Annotated in this window: 16 protein-coding genes; 8 read left to right on the plus strand and 8 right to left on the minus strand. The window is 72.3% G+C overall.

Features of this window, described 5'->3' with window-relative positions; all coding sequences use genetic code 11:
* The first annotated feature begins 287 nt into the window (after positions 1-287).
* From IF30_RS0138015 to IF30_RS48900, 4 genes are read left to right on the plus strand one after another with little or no spacing between them, the layout of a single operon-like run.
* Complete coding sequence (locus IF30_RS0138015; RefSeq protein WP_158835843.1) at positions 288-752, plus strand: WXG100 family type VII secretion target; 465 nt, start codon at positions 288-290, stop codon at positions 750-752.
* 10 nt (positions 753-762) lie between these two features.
* Entirely contained in the window at positions 763-2,979 is a 2,217-nt protein-coding gene (locus tag IF30_RS0138020) for a DUF6571 family protein (protein WP_030247243.1), read from the plus strand.
* A complete protein-coding gene (locus tag IF30_RS0138025) occupies positions 2,972-3,619 on the plus strand; it encodes a hypothetical protein (protein WP_030247246.1) in 648 nt (215 codons plus the stop codon). The genes IF30_RS0138020 and IF30_RS0138025 overlap by 8 nt, the downstream gene beginning before the upstream one ends.
* Before the next feature lie 30 nt (positions 3,620-3,649).
* A complete protein-coding gene (locus tag IF30_RS48900; protein ID WP_030247248.1) occupies positions 3,650-3,862 on the plus strand; it encodes a hypothetical protein in 213 nt (70 codons plus the stop codon).
* Here the strand turns inward: IF30_RS48900 and IF30_RS0138035 are convergent.
* Positions 3,850-4,593 (minus strand): SDR family NAD(P)-dependent oxidoreductase, encoded by a 744-nt coding sequence (locus tag IF30_RS0138035; protein ID WP_030247251.1) that lies wholly within the window; start codon positions 4,591-4,593, stop codon positions 3,850-3,852. The genes IF30_RS48900 and IF30_RS0138035 overlap by 13 nt on opposite strands.
* Before the next feature lie 112 nt (positions 4,594-4,705).
* Here IF30_RS0138035 and IF30_RS0138040 point away from each other — a divergent pair, with 112 nt between their 5' ends.
* Entirely contained in the window at positions 4,706-5,551 is an 846-nt protein-coding gene (locus IF30_RS0138040; RefSeq protein WP_037902649.1) for a helix-turn-helix transcriptional regulator, read from the plus strand.
* On the opposite strand, the gene IF30_RS0138045 is transcribed toward IF30_RS0138040, so the two are convergent.
* On the minus strand, positions 5,527-6,381 hold the full coding sequence (locus IF30_RS0138045; protein ID WP_051712105.1) for a LysR family transcriptional regulator: 855 nt from the start codon (positions 6,379-6,381) through the stop codon (positions 5,527-5,529). The genes IF30_RS0138040 and IF30_RS0138045 overlap by 25 nt on opposite strands.
* 70 nt (positions 6,382-6,451) lie before the next feature.
* Here IF30_RS0138045 and IF30_RS0138050 point away from each other — a divergent pair, with 70 nt between their 5' ends.
* Entirely contained in the window at positions 6,452-7,147 is a 696-nt protein-coding gene (locus IF30_RS0138050) for an SDR family oxidoreductase (protein ID WP_030247257.1), read from the plus strand.
* Between the two features lie 119 nt (positions 7,148-7,266).
* A complete protein-coding gene (locus IF30_RS0138055; RefSeq protein ID WP_063752970.1) occupies positions 7,267-8,241 on the plus strand; it encodes an aminoglycoside phosphotransferase family protein in 975 nt (324 codons plus the stop codon).
* On the opposite strand, the gene IF30_RS0138060 is transcribed toward IF30_RS0138055, so the two are convergent.
* From IF30_RS0138060 to IF30_RS0138080, 5 genes are all read right to left on the minus strand, one after another.
* Entirely contained in the window at positions 8,208-9,020 is an 813-nt protein-coding gene (locus IF30_RS0138060; RefSeq protein ID WP_051712108.1) for a hypothetical protein, read from the minus strand. The two genes, IF30_RS0138055 and IF30_RS0138060, sit on opposite strands and share 34 nt — an antisense overlap.
* 136 nt (positions 9,021-9,156) lie before the next feature.
* A complete protein-coding gene (locus IF30_RS0138065) occupies positions 9,157-9,924 on the minus strand; it encodes an alpha/beta hydrolase (protein WP_030247263.1) in 768 nt (255 codons plus the stop codon).
* 188 nt (positions 9,925-10,112) lie between these two features.
* On the minus strand, positions 10,113-10,808 hold the full coding sequence (locus IF30_RS0138070; protein WP_030247265.1) for an aspartate/glutamate racemase family protein: 696 nt from the start codon (positions 10,806-10,808) through the stop codon (positions 10,113-10,115).
* 54 nt (positions 10,809-10,862) lie between these two features.
* On the minus strand, positions 10,863-12,725 hold the full coding sequence (locus IF30_RS0138075; protein ID WP_051712110.1) for a CocE/NonD family hydrolase: 1,863 nt from the start codon (positions 12,723-12,725) through the stop codon (positions 10,863-10,865).
* A 216-nt stretch (positions 12,726-12,941) separates the two neighbouring features.
* Positions 12,942-13,898: a hypothetical protein gene (locus IF30_RS0138080; RefSeq protein WP_030247271.1), complete on the minus strand. Its 957-nt coding sequence runs from the start codon at positions 13,896-13,898 to the stop codon at positions 12,942-12,944.
* Positions 13,899-14,133: 235 nt separating this feature from the next.
* On the opposite strand from IF30_RS0138080, the gene IF30_RS0138085 reads away from it, so the two are divergent.
* Positions 14,134-15,267 (plus strand): HoxN/HupN/NixA family nickel/cobalt transporter, encoded by a 1,134-nt coding sequence (locus IF30_RS0138085; RefSeq protein WP_051712112.1) that lies wholly within the window; start codon positions 14,134-14,136, stop codon positions 15,265-15,267.
* A gap of 75 nt (positions 15,268-15,342) precedes the next feature.
* Here IF30_RS0138085 and IF30_RS0138090 read toward each other — a convergent pair whose 3' ends face one another.
* Positions 15,343-16,281, minus strand: a complete 939-nt coding sequence (locus tag IF30_RS0138090; RefSeq protein ID WP_063752972.1) for an SGNH/GDSL hydrolase family protein — start codon at positions 16,279-16,281, stop codon at positions 15,343-15,345.
* Positions 16,282-16,577: the final 296 nt, after the last annotated feature.

Raw genomic sequence — 16,577 nt, forward strand, 5'->3', positions numbered from 1 at the left:
GAGCTTCGTGATCGACGACACCTCCGTCCAGACCGGCTGAACCGGGGCCGGCCCCTCCTGAGGGGACGGTGAACCAGGACAGGTGAGGGGCCCGGCGGCCACGACCGCCGGGCCCTGCGCCTTCACCCTCAGAAACAGCTCAACTCCTCTCGTACCAAGAGGACCAGCGACTAGCCTGCCTTTGTCGCCGACCGGACAAACGATCCGTCGGCGCGCTCCCGGGGTCTTCCGGTGGGGCGCTTGGGCCGACTCGCGGCCAAGTGGAGCCGATGTTGTGGGGGTACGCGATGAGTGACCTTGATTTCGAGCGGCGGGTGAACCCGTGGCTCTTCGACAGCTCCGGAAACCTGACGGAAGCGGCGAAGAAGCAGTTCCCGGACCTCGCGGCCACTGCGGCCGGTGCCCAACCCCCGGGGTGGTCTCCGGAACCGGTGACCGGGGCGAGCGGCGGCGGTCCGGCGGTGAAGGTCAGCCCGGAGGCGCTGCGCCGGGCGTCGACCAACGCGGCCACCCTGCACACCAAGTTCGACCAGGCCTGCCAGTGGGACTCCATGGACGTCCAGTACGCCACGGCGGACATGTCGGCGAGTTGGAAGACAGCCCAGGCCCTCCACGCCGCGAACGAGATCTGGACGGCGCAGGTGAAGGCGACCAGCGCGATGATCGCCGACGTCGCCACCGCCTTGGCCGGGAACGCCGACCAGTACGCGCGCGCCGAACAGGCGAACGCCCAGAACTTCAAGCAGAGTTGAGGCCTTCGACATGACGACCTTCGAAGACCTGAAACGCGATAGTTTCAGCGGAATTCAGAGCGAGGCCGAAGCCTTCGAGCGGCGGGTCCGCAACTGGGAGTTCTCCTCCGAACTCACGGGTGACGTCATCACTCCGTTGCAGGCGTCCGGTTGGCAGGGCGACGCGGCCGAACGTGCCTCCGTCACGATCACCAAGGTTCGGAACGAGATCGACGCGGCCTTCGAGGAGGCCAGCGGCATCGCGCAGGCCCTTCGCGACGCGCACACCGAACTCGCCGGAGCCAAGACGGACCTGGAGGCGGCACTCAAGAAGGCCGCCGATCACGCTCTGACGGTGTCCTCTGACGGCAGCCGGATCAGCTGGCCGGCGCCGACGACCGCGGCGGACAAGAGCGACCCGGAGTACGCCACCACCTACCGGCAGCTCGCGGACGAGGTGGCCGGCGACATCCAGAAGGCCGTCGCACGGGCGGTGGCAGCCGACGTCGCGGCCGCCACCGCACTCGCCGGCGCCACCGGAAAGGACAAGACCTCCTTCCAGCCAGGGCCGGGCAGGCCCGAGGAGCAGGCCAAACAGGCGGCCGACATCCTGAAGCTAGCCGGGAACGTCACCGACGCCCAATTGGACCAGCTCAACAAGGCGTTGAAGGAACACGCCAACGACCCGCGGTTCACCTCGGCCTTCTACCAAGACCTCGGGCCGGACGGATTCCTCAAGTACTACGGCCAGTTGGCCGCCGCCTCGGCCGACAAGGACGGGAGGCGGCCGCAGGCCATCTCGGACCTCCAGAAGAACCTCGGGACGGCGCTGGCCACCGCCACCAACACCTGTAACTACCCGCGCCTGTCGGACGAGTGGGAAGCGGCACTGCGGCGCGCGGGAGTGGCCCGGGTCGACGTCTGGCCGGCCGGCGGCGCCCAGCCGTTCGGCTACCAGGTCCTGTCGAACATCCTGCGGACCGGCACGTACGACAAGCATTTCCTGAACCCGATCGCCGAGCACGTCACCCAGCTGAGCAAGAAGGACGGGGTCTGGTCCTCGGACGGGTGGAACGTCCGGGACTTCAACCGGTTGAAGTTCCTGGGAGCCCCGGAGGGCGGCCTCAACCCGATGGCGGGGGTGCTGGAGGCTCTCGGACACAATCCGCAGGCTGCGATGGCCTACTTCCACGACCCAGCCACGACCTACAACATCGACGGGTCGGTCAAGGCGTACAACCAGAAGAACGACTACTTCGACCTGCTGACCAAGTCGGGTGGCCATTCGCCGCTCCAGGACGTGTGGACGGGACGCACCGAGCTGTACGGCCACGTCGAGCAGGCCGGGGCGACCTCCCTCGGCCACGCGCTGGAGGCGGCCACCACCGGCCGCGCCTACGACTCACAGGACCCGCTGACGCCCCACACCCCGGACGAGGCGGCGCTGATGAAGCAAGTGGTCGACCGTTTCGGGAACGGGGACGGCCCCAAGTCGCTCCGTGCGGGGGAGCCGTTCGCCTGTGCCGCGCCGAGTCTGGGCCACATGATGGCCGCCTACATGGGCGACGTACAGGTGGCGATGAGTCCGCAGGACCACACGCTGACGACCTACGGCGCCCCGGTGAAGATGAGCACGGAGGACGCCGCGAAGCTACTGGGCGCGCTGGGTCGCAACCCCGAGGCCTTCGGCACCATCGCCCAGGCCCAGCAGGCCTACACGGCGGCGCACATCCAGGACGTCATGCTGCACCGGGATGTCTACGGCGCCCAGTTCGACCAGGCAGTGAACAATGCGGCGCGCTCCGGCGGTGAGGTGGCCGGGATCCTCACAGCAGCCCGCTCGGACGCGTTGGTGAAGGAGATGCACGCTCAGGCGGACGCGTACAACAAGTCCATCGACCAGAACGGGATGTGGGGGAAGGCGGTCTGGACCGCGACCGGCGGCAAGGTGCTTGCGGCGATTCCCGGTGTCGGTGCGGGCCTGTCGCTGCCGGTGAACTACTTCGTCGATCAGCTGACGTCGAGCTACCACATCACCGACGTGAACACCGCGGACCCGGCCACGCATGCGGACGTGGCGGGCGTCGGCGGCCCGGCCGGCGCGGCCAAGCAGGCAGTGGAGACCGCGGCGCAGGGAACCGGCCTGAACCCCTACCAGATCGAGGCACTGTCCGGAGGGGCCGCGAACGCGGTGCGGGACGGTGCGAATGACAGCGCGGGGCTCTTCGCCAGGGCCGTCAATGGCTGAGGGCAAGCGGAACGGGCGGCGGTGGCTCGCCGCCGGGGCCGCGGCGGTGGTCCTCGCCGGGGCCGGGTGGTGGTGGCGGTCGGCTCAGGCACCGGCGGAGCTGCCGGCCAGCGCCTGCTGGTCGGTGCTCACGCGGGCGGATCTCAAGCCCCTGGCGGAGGGCGAGCACGGGACCTTCGCCGTGTCCTACTGGCTGGACGACGACGGGACGCGGCTCCGTCCGAGCCCGAAGGAGTGGGAGCAGAGCTGTGAGGTCCGACGGTCTCCGGAGGACACCGTCCTGAGGATCGTCGTGGAGCCTTTGGGAGACTCCGCCATGCAGGGCCGCTTCGCTCCGTCGGGGACTGACGGTCCGCTCGACTTCGGACCGGACGTGCAAGGGCTGGTCAGGCAGGCGAAGGCGAGCCTCGGGTTCCGGTGCGACAATCCGGAGACCGCGAGCACGAGTGCGCCCTACGTGGAGATCGAGGTCGGGACGCGTTTCACCCGACCGGTGCCGGACCGGAGCCACCGGGCGATCCTCGACATCGCGCTCAAGACCGCCAAGGCCGTCGTGGCGAGCTACCCGTGCTCGAACCCGCTGCACCTGCCGGACAGCGTGCCCGAGGTGGCAGCGAACTTCCCGTCGGCGGGCCCCTGACCGCCCTCGGGCCGCCCCTGTGCGGATCGGATGATCGAACCAGTAGACCTGGTGAGGTTCGACCGCGACGGCGCCCTCGGCAAGCCCGCGCCCGACCCGGTCCGGCACGCCGCCCGGACCATGGGCGTCGACCCGGCCCGCTGCGCCACGCGGGCGGCGGCGGAGCGGCCGGCCGGGCCGGGTGCGGACGGCCTCGGCGACAAGGGCGGGCGGCGCGGCTCGGTGGCCGGTCACCAGGGGTAGGTGCCGCCCTCGGGGTGGAAGAACCGGCCGGTCGCGCTCGTCTCGGCCTCGCCGAGCTGGCGGGCGATCCGGTGGCCGCCCTCCTGCGACGTCGCGTGGCCGCTGTGGCCGTTGAGGTCGGTCGCGCAGTAGCCCGGTTCGAGGGAGCTGACCTTGATGCCGCTGTCGCGCAGCGTCCGGGCGTAGATCAGGGTGACGGCGTTCAGCGCGGCCTTGGAGGAGTTGTAGGCGAGCAGCGTCGCGTGCTCCCAGAGGGGGCTGTCCGGGTCGGCCAGGAAGGAGAAGCTGCCGAGGCCGCTGGAGACGTTGCCGATCAGCCCGGCCGGTGACTTGCGCAGCAGCGGCAGCATGGCGTTGGTGACGGCGATGACGCCGAGCACGTTGGTCTCGTAGGTCTCGCGCACCGCCTCGACGGGCAGTTCCTCCGGTGTGCGCTGCCAGTCCCGGGCGACACCCGCGTTGTTGACCAGGGTGTCCAGCCGGCCGTATTCGGCGGCGATCAGGTCGGCCGCGGCGGTGATGGTGGCCGGGTCGGTCACGTCCAGGCGGACGGGGCGGACGTCCAGGCCCTCGGCGGTGAGGCCGGCGGCGGCCGCGGCGCCGCGCTCGGCGTCGCGGGCGCCGATCAGGACGGTGTGCCCGGCGCGGGCGAGTTCGCCGGCGGTGGCGAGGCCGATGCCCTTGTTGGCGCCGGTGATCAGGACGATGCGGTTCTTCGCTGGGGTGGTCATGGCTCCACCGTGGCGGGTTCGGGGCCCGGGTGGGAGGGCACTGTCGAGGGTGGTACCGGCAGTCCCATGGTGGGCGGGCGGGTGTCCGGGCCAGACTGGGGCTGTGGAACACGTGGACCGGGCGGAGTTGGCCGCCTTCCTGCGGCGCTGGCGCGCCCGGGTCCAGCCGGCCGACGTCGGCCTGCCGGCCGGTGGGCGGCGCCGTACCGCGGGCCTGCGCCGCCAGGAGGTCGCGCAGCTCGCGGGCATGTCGGTGGAGTACTACATCCGCCTCGAACAGGGCCGGGGCCCGCGGCCGTCCCGCCAGATGATCGGGGCGATCAGCCGGGCGTTGCGGCTGTCCGACGACGAACGCGCCCACCTGCACCACCTGGTGGGCGAGCCGCCGCTGCCGCCGCCAGGGTTGGCCCGCGAGGTGCGGCCGGGCGTCCTGCACCTGCTCGACCGGCTGGATGACACCCCGGCCATGGTCTGCAGCGCCGCCCGGGACGTGCTCGCCTGGAACGCCATGGCGGCCGCGCTGCTCGGCGACTTCTCGGCTCTGCCGCCGGGCGAGCGCAACCTCGTCTGGCGGTTCTTCACCGACCCGGACGCCCGCGCCCTCCACGAACCCTCCGGCGGCGAGGAGTTCGCCTGCCGGGCGGTCGCCGACCTGCGGTCCGCCGCGGCCCGCTACCCCGCCGACAGCGCCCTGCGCGCCCTGGTCGGGCGGCTGCTGGCGCACAGCGCCGAGTTCCGGGAGCTGTGGGCGCGGCAGGACGTGGAGGTGCGCCGCTCGACCAGCAAGAGGCTCCGCCACCCGGTGGTCGGCCTGCTCGACCTCGACTGCGAGGCGCTGCACGACCCGCACCGCGACCAGTGGACGATCTTCTACACCGCCGCCCCCGGCACGACGTCGCACGCGGCGCTGCGGTTGCTGAAGGTGGTGGGCAGTCAGGACCTCGCGGTACGGGAGTGAGCGGGCCCCGGCTCCTCGTTCGCGGTCCCGCGCAGCGTGGCGGTGGCGATGTCCAGGAAGTCCTGCCCGGGCCCGGTGAGGCCCTCCTCCGGCACGGCCAGGCAGATCTCGACGGGCAGCGAGTCGGTGACCGGCAGGTAGACGAGGTCGGGGCGGGAGTACGAGCCCGTGACGCTGAGCGGGACGAGTGCGATGCCCTGCCCGGAGGCGACCAGCTCGAACTTCTCGTCCAGGGAGGACGTCCGCCGCTTCCTGGCGTCGAGGATCGGCTCGCCGTCGAGGTCGGCCGCGGTGAGGGCGTGCCGGCCGGCCAGCCGATGCGTCACCGGCAGGCAGGCGACCTTGGTCTCGTGCCCGATCGGGACGGTGAGCAGCCCCGTGTCGTCGAACGGGCGGCGCAGGAGGCCGACGTGGGCGCGGCCGTCGCGCAGCGGGGCGTCCTGCTCCCACCAGCGCAGCGGCAGGACGTCGACCCCGACGTCCGGGTGGCGCGCGGTGAACGCCCGGATCGCCTCCGACACGTGCAGCCCCGGCGAGAACGCGACGACCAGCCGCCGCTCGCCCAGCGCGGCCTCCTGGACGCGCCGCAGGGCGGTGTCCACCGTCGCGGTGATCCGCGCCGCCTCCTGGTACAACTGCTCACCAGCGGAAGTCAGTTCGACACTGCGCGTGGTCCGGGTGAACAGCCGGCAGCCCAACTCCTGCTCGAAGGCGCGGATCTGACGGCTGAGGACGGGCTGCGCGATGAACAGTTCCTGGGCTGCCCGACCGAACTGCCGGTGCTCGGCCACCGCGACGAAGTAGCGGAGCTTGCGCAGGTCCAGATCCATGCCCGTACGGTATCAACGCACGCGGAAGAGGTATTGGACTCCCGCTCCCGGCCGCTCGGAGACTGGCGGCATGACAGAAACGCGCAAGACCGCCCTCGTCATCGGTGCCTCCCGCACCCTGGGCCTCGGCATCGCCGCCGAGTACCTGCGGCGCGGCTGGGACGTCATCGGCACGGTGCGCGGCAGTCGCCGCACGGGCCTGCACGAGCTGGCCGGGCCCTCCGGCGGAAGGCTGACCGTCGAGTCGCTGGAGATGACCGACCCGGAGCAGATCGCGGCCCTGCGCGACCGGCTGGCCGGGCGCACCCTCGACCTGCTCTTCGTCAACGCCGCCATCACGCGGGGCGACCTGCCGATCGGCGAGGTGCCGACGGACATGTTCACCGAGGTGATGGTGACCAACGCGCTCAGCCCGATGCGCGTCGTGGAGACCCTCGGCCCGCTGGTCGCACCGACCGGGACCATCGGCGTGATGTCCTCCGACCAGGGCGGCATCTCCCTGAACACCGAGGGGGGCCAGGACCTGTACCGGGCCGCGAAGTCCGCGCTCAACCAGCTGATGCGCTGCTACGCCGTCCGCCGGGCCGGTGACGGCCGCACGCTGCTGCTCATGGACCCGGGCTGGGTGCGCACCGAACTCGGCGGGCCGGAGGCGGAGTTGAGCGTGGAGGAGAGCGTTCCCGGGGTGGTGGAGACGATGGAGCGCCATCGCGGCGAGCCCGGGCTCCGGTTCCTGGACCACCAGGGCAAGGACGTGCCCTGGTAGGTGGCGCTCTGGGCGCCGGTGCTCTGGGAGCCGTGCCCCGGTGGTCGTGGCCCCGGTGGTCGTGGCGGCGGGAGAATCTCCGTTGCAGGGCAGCGCGGTTGCTGGAAGGGTCGGGCGCCATGTCATCCTCCCGCAAGATGCACGCCGACGAACTCGACATCGACGACGCCCTCGTTCGCCGGATGATCGCCGCGCAGTTCCCGCAGTGGGCGGGTCTGCCGGTCGAGGAGGCGACCACGGCCGGGACCAGCAACGCGATGTACCGGCTGGGCCCGGACCTGGTGGTGCGCATCCCCCGGATCCCGGGAGCCGTCGAGGACATCGAGAAGGAATCCGTCTGGCTGCGGCGCCTCGCCGCGGAGCTTCCGGTCGCGGTGCCCGTGTCGCTGGCGCAGGGCCGGCCGGGCGACGGCTGCCCGTGGCCCTGGTCGGTGCTCCGTTGGCTGGACGGCGCGAACCCGGTGGTCGGACAGGTGGCCGAACCGGCCCTGTTGGCCGCCGACCTGGCGGAGTTCGTGGCGGCCCTGCACCGGGTCGACCCGGTCGGCGGCCCCGCCTCCTACCGCAGCGAGCCCCTGCCGGAGCGGGACGGCGCGGTCAGGGCGGCGATCGCGGGGCTGGCGGGCGTCATCGACACCGCGGCCGCGACCTGCGCCTGGGAGCACGCGCTCCGGGCCCCCGGCCACCCCGGCCCGCCGGTCTGGATCCATGCCGACCTGCAGCCCGGCAACCTGCTGGTGGACGGGCGCGGCCGGCTGAGCGCCGTCATCGACTTCGGCTGCGCGGGCCTCGGCGACCCGGCCGTGGACCTGATCACCGCCTGGTACGTGCTCCCCGCGCCGGTCCGCGCCGCCTTCCGGACGGGTGCGGGTGCCGACGGAGCCGCCTGGGCCCGCGGCCGGGGCTGGGCGCTGTCCGTGGCGCTGCTGGAACTGGACTACTACCGGGAGACCGACTCCCGGATGGCGGGCATCGCCCGGCACGTGATCGGCGAGGTGCTGGCCGATCACGCCTCCCCGGCCGGTCACGCCTCCCCGGCCGGTCACGCCTCCCCGGCCGGTCACGCCTCGCCGTCCGGCAGTCGCCACTCGTAGGGGAACAGGTCGTCCTCCCAGCCGGGCGAGCCGGCCAGCTCGGTGGCGGCCTGCGGGGCGCGCAGGAGGCAGCGGTGGCGCAGCAGTTCACGTCGCTCGGCGGGGGTGAGCAGGCGTTCGTCGGGCGTCAGGTCCTGGTAGTGGCCGAGGTCGGGGCGGCCGTCGACCGAGCCGTTCTCGGCGACGTTGAGGTGGTCGCCGCCGGAGGTGCGGTAGTCGAGGCGGAAGTCCGTCCGCCACTGGGAGTTGCCGCCCCAGTTGTGGGACAGGTCGTGGGTGCGCCGGTCGGCGCGGCGGAAGGTCCAGTACAGCGGGAAGCGGTCCGCCACCCCGAGCTGGGCGTGCGCGGCGCCGGCCCGGATCCGTACCCCGGCGCGGCTGAACAGCAGTTCGCCCAGCATCAGCCCGGGGTGGCGGACGGCCAGGACCTCGATCGGCGCCTGCGGGTCCGCGGCCTGTTCGACCTCGACGATCTCGTGCAGGAAGGGGTCGAAGGGGGTGGCGTCCTCGAACGGCGTCATGCCGAGCGCGGTGAAGAGGCGGAGGCGGCAGGGGAGTTCCGGATGGAGCAGGAGCACGTCGCTGACGCGGCCGAGGGCGTAGAGCTCCTGGAGCAGTTCCTGGCCGTCCTCGTCGCCCCACCAGTGGTGGTGGGTCGAGGCGGTCCGGAGCCGGTCGCGGTAGTCGTCGGCCCCCTCCTGGTCGAGCCAGGGGCCGATGACGTCTTCGGCGGGGCCGTCGGTGTCGAGCAGGGCCTCGTACAGTGCGCGGGCGTTCACCCTGGCGATCCTGGCAGGTGGACGAGCGGGCGGCGAGACCGCCCGGGGCCCGGTGCCCGACCGGATGGCCGGGCACCGGGGCGCGAGGTCAGCGGACCACCCGCTCACCTGCCCGGTCGGTCACCCGCTCGCCCGCTCAGCCGTTCACCCGCTCACCCGGCCGGCCGAGGTGGCGGGCGAGGAAGCGGGCGGCGCTGTCGGCCTCGAAGCGGGGGAACTCCTTGTGCGCGCCGGAGTTCACGTGCAGGGACTTCTCCTTCGAGGCGAAGGCGTCGAACAGCGCGAGACCGGCCTCGCGCGGGATGTGCTCGTCGTCCCACTGCATGGCGAACTCGACCGGTACGGTGATCCGCTTGGCGTGTTCGGCGAGGGCGTCGGGCCAGTGCTGGCCGAAGACCGCGGCGGTGATCCGGGGTTCGGCCGCCACGAAGGGGACGCCGATCGCGGTGCCCATGTTGATGCCCCAGTAGCCGACGGGGCCGTGGGTGCCGATCTCGGGGAGCTGCTGGAGGGCGTCGAGGGCCGCGTGGTACTCCGGTGCGGCGATCCTCGCCAGGTGGTCGTTGTAGCGGACGATGATCGGGCCTTCCGGCTCGCCGGCCGCCCTCGCCCGGAGCATGTCGGCGATTTCCGCTTCGTCGTGCGCCGTGCGGGGCCGGTCGCCGTGTCCGGGTGCGTCGAGGACGGCGACGTGGTAGCCGTGGCCGGTCACGAGGAGTCGGGCGCGGCCCGACATCGCGGGGTGCTTCTTGTGGTTGCCGCCGCCGTGGGCCATGAGGACCAGGGGTGCGCGGTCGGGGCCGGAGGTCGGCGACCAGAGGACTCCGGGGACGTCGCCCAGGGTGAAGTCGCGCTCGCGCATGCCGTCGGAGGGCGACTCGGAGGTGAACTGGAGAGAGTGCATGGCGTGATGCCTTTCGGGAGCGCAGGATGTTCGGGCGCTCCCGGCGACGACCGTGTCAGTCGCCGACCGTGACGGAGAGGGGGAGCGCCCACGTCGGTACAGCCTTCACGGGTCTCACCTCCTCTGACGGTGTCTCGGTCCGGGGGAGATCCTGCAGCCTGTGCACCGCCCCGCGCAAGTGTGTTTTCTCAGTGATCGGCCAGGGCGGCGGCGACGGCCGCTTCGGCGTGCAGCCGGGCGGTGGGGAAGACGGGGACGGGGCTGTCCTGCGGGCGGACGAGCAGTTCGATCTCGGTGCAGCCGAGCACGATCCCCTCGGCGCCCGCGGCGACCAGGTCCTCGATCACCCGCCGGTACTCCGCGCGCGACTGTTCCCGGACGGCGCCGACGCACAGCTCCTCGTAGATCACCCGGTGGACGAGGGCGCGCGACTCGGCGTCCGGGACGAGGACGTCGAGGCCGCCGGACGCCAACCGCCCGCGGTAGAAGTCCTGTTCCATGGTGAACGCCGTGCCGAGCAGCCCGACGCGGCGCAGGCCCGCCGCCCTTACGGCGTCCGCGGTGGCGTCGGCGAGGTGCAGCAGGGGGACGGAGACCGCGGCCTCCACGTGGCCGGCGACCTTGTGCATGGTGTTGGTGCAGAGCAGCAGGAGTTCCGCGCCTGCGGCCTCCAGGGATCGGGCGGCGCCGGCCAGGACCGTCCCGGCCTCCTCCCAGCGGCCGGCGGCCTGCAGTTGCTCGATCTCGGCGAAGTCGACCGAGTGGAGGACGAGTCGGGCGGAGTGCAGTCCGCCGAGGCGGTCGCGGGTGAGTTCGTTGAGCAGGCGGTAGTACTCGGCGGTGGATTCCCAGCTCATGCCGCCGATCAGGCCGAGTGTCTTCATGGGGCTATTTATAAGGCGATCTCGAAAAATTACGCAAGCTTATAAGGGAATCTTTTAGCTCTTCCCTCGCGGCACCCGGTGCTGCCACTCCCGGGCGAACACCACCGAGCCCGCCTCCAGCGCCCGGAGCTGCACGACGCTGAGGAAGTGCCCGGCGTCGCAGCGCAGTTGGGCGCGGGTCTGGACGGTGACGTCCCAGCCGAGGTCGGGGCGCTCCAGCCGTACGGTGTGGTCGGTGCGGGCCTGGGCGCTGAGCGGGGCGCCGGTGAGGACGCGGTAGGCGGTGACGGTGTGCTCGTCGCGGACCAGGCCGTCGGGGTGGGTGCGGCTGCCGTCGCCGGCGGGGGAGAGTTCGGTGCGCCACTCGTGGCGTCCGATGTCGTGGATGGTGACGTGCTCGGGCCGGGCGGTGAGCGGTTCGGTGAGGTGGATGTCGAGCGGCTCGGGCAGCGTGGGCGCCTCGAAGGTGACGGGCGCGGCGCCGATGTCGGCGGCGAGGTGGCGGACGGGCAGGCCGAGGGTGGAGCGGGACGGGTCGAGGGCGTAGCCGGCGGCCTCCGCCGGGGGCCACACCCACGGCCAGTAGACGGACGAGAGGGCGAGCCGTAGCCGGTGCCCGGCGGGGACGGTGCGGGCGCAGGCCGCGAGTTCGACCTCGGCGTCCGGCCCGGAGTCGGGCGCGACGGCCAGGACGCCCCGGGTGACCAGCTCCGAGGTGCCGTCGGGGCCGACGGCGCAGAGCCGGGCCGCCACCAGGGCGGCCGGTCCGCCCCCGCGCAGCCGCAGCCGCAGGGTCGGGGCGCCGAGCAGTTCGACGGGTTCGGGCAGTGGCTGGGAGTCGAAGCAGACCGAGCGGCCGTCCTCCTCGCGCTGGTCGGGCGGCTGGTCTGCGGGGCGGCCGTGCGGGACGTAGGCGCCGGCGTTGAGGCCGGTGTGCTGCGGGGAGCGGACGTGGACGTACCGGTCGTCGGAGGCGGTGCCGGCGGTGCGCAGCGGCCCGTCGAGGCCGTAGTGGATCTCCCGGACGTCGGGGGAGGGCCAGGCGTCGTCGCTGGTCCAGCGGGTGCTGATCCAACTGCGCAGGGCGGGTTCGGTGGCGGCGCCGGTGTCGGCGCCGCGCAGCCAGTGGTCCCACCAGCGCAGGGTCTCGGGCAGGGCGTCCTCGGGCAGGCCGTGCGGCCAGGGGCCGATCAGGGCGCGTGCGGTGGGGGACTCGGCGAGCAGGCGCAGGACGAAGGAGCAGGACGGGTCGCCCCAGCCGGCGATGGCGAGGGTGGGGACGGAGACGGGCACGGTGGTGTCGCCGGCGGCGAGCCAGGCGTCGACGGGCGGTTCCAGGGACTCCAGGCGGCCCAGCCAGCCGCCGCGCCAGGCGTCGCCGACGTGGCGCGGGTCCGGCGGCAGGGCCGCGTCGGCGACCAGGGCGGTGAGCCGGGTGTGCAGGTCGGCGGCGAGGAGGGCGCCGCCGAGCCGGTGGCCGCCCTCGGGGCAGGCGGTGACCACGGCGCCGACGGTGTCGGGCGCCCGGGCGGCGAGCCGCAGGGCGGCGGTCCCGGCGGCGCCGACGCCGAGCAGGCCGACGCGGCCGGTGGACCAGGGGCGGCGGGCGAGCCAGTCGACCACGGCGGCGCCGTCGGCCAGTTCCTGCTCGCCGCCGGGCTCGCCGGGGGTGCCGCCGGAGTTGCCGTGCCCCCGGGTGTCGACCCGCAGGGCGGCGTAGCCGTGGCCCGCGTACCAGGGGTGGCGGCGGGCGTCGTCGGCGGCGGTCCGGTCGGTGAGGCGGTCGCCGGAGTACTCCAGCAGTGCGGGGACGGGCTCGTCGCCGGCCGGTCGCCACAGCCGGGCGGCCAGCCGGGTGCCGTCCGGCAGGGGGATGCGGACGTCCTCGCGGGTGGTGTGGAACGGGTACGACGGCATGGCCGCTCCCATCGGATCCCGGGCCGGGTGGTCGCCGGCGGGCCCGCGGCGCGTACGCGGGGGGTGGTGCGTCGCGTGCGCGCCGCGGGCGTCGGTATTCCGACCCTAGGGGAGGATGCGGCCGATTTCCTGGCGAGTGCGGCCTCCCGGCGGGCGGGCGTCCCGGCGGGTGGTGCGGGCCGGAGGGCCGGCGTCCCGGCGGGTGGTGCGGGCCGGTCAGGCCTTGCTGAGCCAGGCGGTGGCGTTGAGGGCGAGGGCGGCGTCGGTGCCGGCCGGGTCGTCCCAGCCGTCGAAGAGGGTGTTGCCGGACTGGCCGGTGCCGTCGTCGATCGGGGAGCTGTCGCCCCAGATGGCGACCCGGCCGGAGCCGAAGGTGCTGGTGACGAAGAAGGCGCCGGTGTTGCCGCTGTTGCCGGTCCGGTAGACCAGGCCCTTGACCGAGGGGTTGTCGGCGGGCTTGAGGGTGAAGGTGGTGCCGTTGCGCAGGATGGAGCCGGTGACGGTGCCGAAGGGGCCGTTCAGGACGGGGTCGGTGGCGTCGTTGACCGCGCGCGGGTTGTCGGTGGTGATGTTGAGCAGGTCGACGGAGAAGCCGAAGGGGTCGTTGTTGTTCACCCCGTTGTTGGTCAGCAGGTCGTTGATGATCTTCGGCGAGTCCCAGCCGTCGTTGTTGCGGTCGCTGTTGACGTGGTCGGAGACCAGGAAGAGTCCGCCGCCGTTCTGGACGAACCGCATGACCGCGGACTTCTCGCTCGCGCTCAGCCGGATGTTCGGCTCCGGGATGACGAAGGTGTCGAAGTTGGCGAGGTCGAGCGCGCCGCCGGTGCCGTAGGTGATGGTGGAACCGGACGGCAGGGTCTTGAGGCTGTACTGGCCGGTCTTCTGCAGGGCGACGCCCCAGGCGGACAGTGCGCCGGTCCAGCTCTTCTCGGTGGTGGGGCTGGGGTTCTGGGCCAGCGGGTCGGGCTGGCTGGTGCTGATGATCCAGTCGGCGTTGCCGGCGGTCTCGGCCTTGCTGTTGTCGAACAGCACCCGGTGCGGGGTGGTGGTGAGGGCGGTCGTCGCGGTGGGGGCGGCGGGGGCGGCGGTGGCGGGCGGGGCGAGGGTGGTGAGGCCGGCCGCGAGCAGCGTCGCGCCGGAGAGAGCTGCGAGGGTTCGGATGCGGATCGTCATGTGCCGTTCCTCCGTGGGGAGTCGAGGTGTTCGGCGCCCGAGTTTTCGCGCGTAGAACGGGAGTATCCGCGCGTAGAGCGGCCGGAGGAAGTCCCGGGAGGTTACGAAGCCCTGTACGGGTCGTGGTGATCTCGGGGTGGTCGGAGACCGGTCCGTAATTGCGCATGACTTGCAAGTACGAGCGCGGAAGCGGAAAGATGGCCCAGCTCCGCCCGCTCGCCGAAAGGACCCCTCGATGACCGCCCCTCGCTGGCGCGACCGGCTCACCCGTGAGGAGTGGATCCGCCTGGCCGGAATGGGCGGGTTCGTCCTCGCGCTGCACGTCGTCGGCTGGTTCACCCTGCTCGCACTCGTCGCACCCGAGCACTACACCGTCGGCGGCCAGGTGTTCGGCGCCGGCATGGGCCTGACCGCCTACACCCTCGGCATGCGGCACGCCTTCGACGCCGACCACATCGCCGCCATCGACAACACCACCCGCAAGCTGATGGGCCAGGGCAAGCGGCCGCTGTCCGTCGGCTTCTGGTTCTCGCTCGGGCACTCCTCGATCGTCTTCGGCCTCTGCGCGCTGCTGGCCTTCGGCATCCGCTCGCTCGCCGGCCAGGTGGAGTCCGACGACTCGACGCTGCACGAGATGACCGGCCTGATCGGCGTCACCGTCTCCGGCACCTTCCTGCTGCTCCTCGGCCTGATCAACCTGGGCGCCTTCAACGGCATCCTCAAGGTCTTCCGCCGGATGCGCGTGGGCGAGTACGACGAGGCCGAGCTGGAGCGCCAGTTGGAGCGGCGCGGGCTGATGAACCGCATCCTCGGCCGGGTCACCAGGGCCGTCACCAAGCCGTGGCACATGTATCCGGTGGGCCTGCTGTTCGGCCTGGGCTTCGACACCGCCACCGAGGTGTCCCTGCTGGTGCTGGCGGGCGGCGCGGCGGCCTTCTCGCTGCCCTGGTACGCGCTGCTCACGCTGCCGATCCTGTTCGCGGCCGGGATGAGCCTGCTGGACACCATCGACGGCTCGTTCATGAACTTCGCGTACGAGTGGGCCTTCTCCAAGCCGGTCCGCAAGATCTACTACAACCTGACCGTCACCGGGCTGTCGGTGCTGGTCGCGCTGGTCATCGGCTCGATCGAGCTGATCGGCCTGCTCGGCGAGAAGCTGGACATCACCAGCGGGCCGATCGCCTGGATCGGCGGGCTGGACCTCAACTTCGTCGGCTACGCGATCGTCGGGCTGTTCGTGCTCACCTGGGCCGCGGCGATCGCCTTCTGGAAGTTCGGCAACGTCGAGGAGAAGTGGTCGGCCGGACTGGCCACCGGCTCCGCCTCGGCGGCCGCCGCCACCGCCTCGGCCGTCGCCAAGCCGGAGTAGCGCACGGACGGACCGAGGGGGCCGGTGACCGGGGCCGGTCACCGGCCCCCTCGGGGCTTTCCGGCCTGGCGCGCCCTACTTCAGCGCGGCGAGCACCGCGGCCGCCATCACCTTCTCGCCGGTCGCGTTCGGGTGGAACGGCACGGCGGGCGAGCCGGGCAGCGCGCCCTCGATCCAGCGGTCGTCCGAGCAGACGTCGTGTCCGAGGGTCGGCGTGGCGGTGTCGACGTACGTCGCGCCGCCCGCGGCCGCGGTGGACCTGAGCGCGGCGTTCAGCTCGTCGAGCACGCCGTGCATGTACTCGACGTCGCCGGGGGTGACGGGCTGGCGCAGCACGCAGGACGAGCCGTCGGCGGGCAGCACGGACGGGTAGCCGACCAGCAGCACCTTGGCCTTGGGGGCCTTGCGGTGGATGCGTTGGAGGGTGTCGGCGAGCTGCGGGGCGATGCCGGTGGTGATCCGCTCCGCCAGGTCGTCGTTGCCGTACTGCCAGGACCACGTCCTCCAGTCCCAGTAGCCGTGGTGGTAGACGTCCTTGCACGGTGTGCCGAGCGGGTTGACGACGGCGCCGGCGATGCAGGTGGCGACCAGTTCGCCGAGTCCGAGGTCGCTGGCCGCGAGGTCGTTGCCGCCGATTCCGAGGGTGACCAGGTCGGTGTCGGGGGTCAGCGCGTCCAGCTGGGGGTCGTTGACCTTGATGAAGGCGTCGTACTGGGGCTGGGTCATCGCCTTGACCTTCGCGGCGGCGCAGGTGACGTCGGTGTACGCGCCGGCCTTGAGGGCGGCGGCCACCAGGTGGCCGTAGTTGTGGTCGGAGCGCAGGCACAGGCCGGCCGACTGGCCGGGCACGCCGGCGCCTGCGGCGTAGGAGTCGCCGAGTGCCACGTAGTGCTTCGGGGCGGGGGTGGCGGCCTGGGCGCCGGTGGAGGTGAGTGCGAGGGCGGCGCCGAGGGCGACCGCGGCCAGGGCGGTGGAATTCCGGAGGTGCCGGGGTTTCCGGGCAGGGCGGAGCACGGTTCCTCCTGGGGGAGAGAAACGACGGGTGGGGGTCGTGCGGAGCCGGGCCACAGCTACTCGCAGGTAAGTTACTGCCAGGTTTCGTGGCCGTCCATGGTTTGCGCGGAAATTGCCGAAATCCCGTCAGATGCGCCGCCGATGGCATTTCGCATTTCGCTCCACCGTGTATCGGAGGTGTTTCCGAAACGCCGTGGAGCGGAATTCGTGAACGCGCTTGTCACCGCACCAGGCCGCTGCCGAGGTCCTGTCTCTTATACACATCTGACGCTGCCGACGAAGAGGATAGTGTAGAT

Source organism: Streptomyces sp. NRRL S-350 (assembly GCF_000719705.1).
Classification (GTDB): domain Bacteria; phylum Actinomycetota; class Actinomycetes; order Streptomycetales; family Streptomycetaceae; genus Kitasatospora.

What these genes read in the sequence shown, in the direction of transcription:
- IF30_RS0138015 (WP_158835843.1), top strand. Translation starts at nt 288, where the DNA reads ATGAGTGACCTTGATTTCGAGCGGCGGGTGAACCCGTGGCTCTTCGAC.
- IF30_RS0138020 (WP_030247243.1), top strand. Translation starts at nt 763, where the DNA reads ATGACGACCTTCGAAGACCTGAAACGCGATAGTTTCAGCGGAATTCAG.
- IF30_RS0138025 (WP_030247246.1), top strand. Translation starts at nt 2,972, where the DNA reads ATGGCTGAGGGCAAGCGGAACGGGCGGCGGTGGCTCGCCGCCGGGGCC.
- IF30_RS48900 (WP_030247248.1), top strand. Translation starts at nt 3,650, where the DNA reads ATGATCGAACCAGTAGACCTGGTGAGGTTCGACCGCGACGGCGCCCTC.
- IF30_RS0138035 (WP_030247251.1), bottom strand. Translation starts at nt 4,593, where the DNA reads ATGACCACCCCAGCGAAGAACCGCATCGTCCTGATCACCGGCGCCAAC.
- IF30_RS0138045 (WP_051712105.1), bottom strand. Translation starts at nt 6,381, where the DNA reads ATGGATCTGGACCTGCGCAAGCTCCGCTACTTCGTCGCGGTGGCCGAG.
- IF30_RS0138050 (WP_030247257.1), top strand. Translation starts at nt 6,452, where the DNA reads ATGACAGAAACGCGCAAGACCGCCCTCGTCATCGGTGCCTCCCGCACC.
- IF30_RS0138055 (WP_063752970.1), top strand. Translation starts at nt 7,267, where the DNA reads ATGTCATCCTCCCGCAAGATGCACGCCGACGAACTCGACATCGACGAC.
- IF30_RS0138065 (WP_030247263.1), bottom strand. Translation starts at nt 9,924, where the DNA reads ATGCACTCTCTCCAGTTCACCTCCGAGTCGCCCTCCGACGGCATGCGC.
- IF30_RS0138070 (WP_030247265.1), bottom strand. Translation starts at nt 10,808, where the DNA reads ATGAAGACACTCGGCCTGATCGGCGGCATGAGCTGGGAATCCACCGCC.
- IF30_RS0138075 (WP_051712110.1), bottom strand. Translation starts at nt 12,725, where the DNA reads ATGCCGTCGTACCCGTTCCACACCACCCGCGAGGACGTCCGCATCCCC.
- IF30_RS0138080 (WP_030247271.1), bottom strand. Translation starts at nt 13,898, where the DNA reads ATGACGATCCGCATCCGAACCCTCGCAGCTCTCTCCGGCGCGACGCTG.
- IF30_RS0138085 (WP_051712112.1), top strand. Translation starts at nt 14,134, where the DNA reads ATGACCGCCCCTCGCTGGCGCGACCGGCTCACCCGTGAGGAGTGGATC.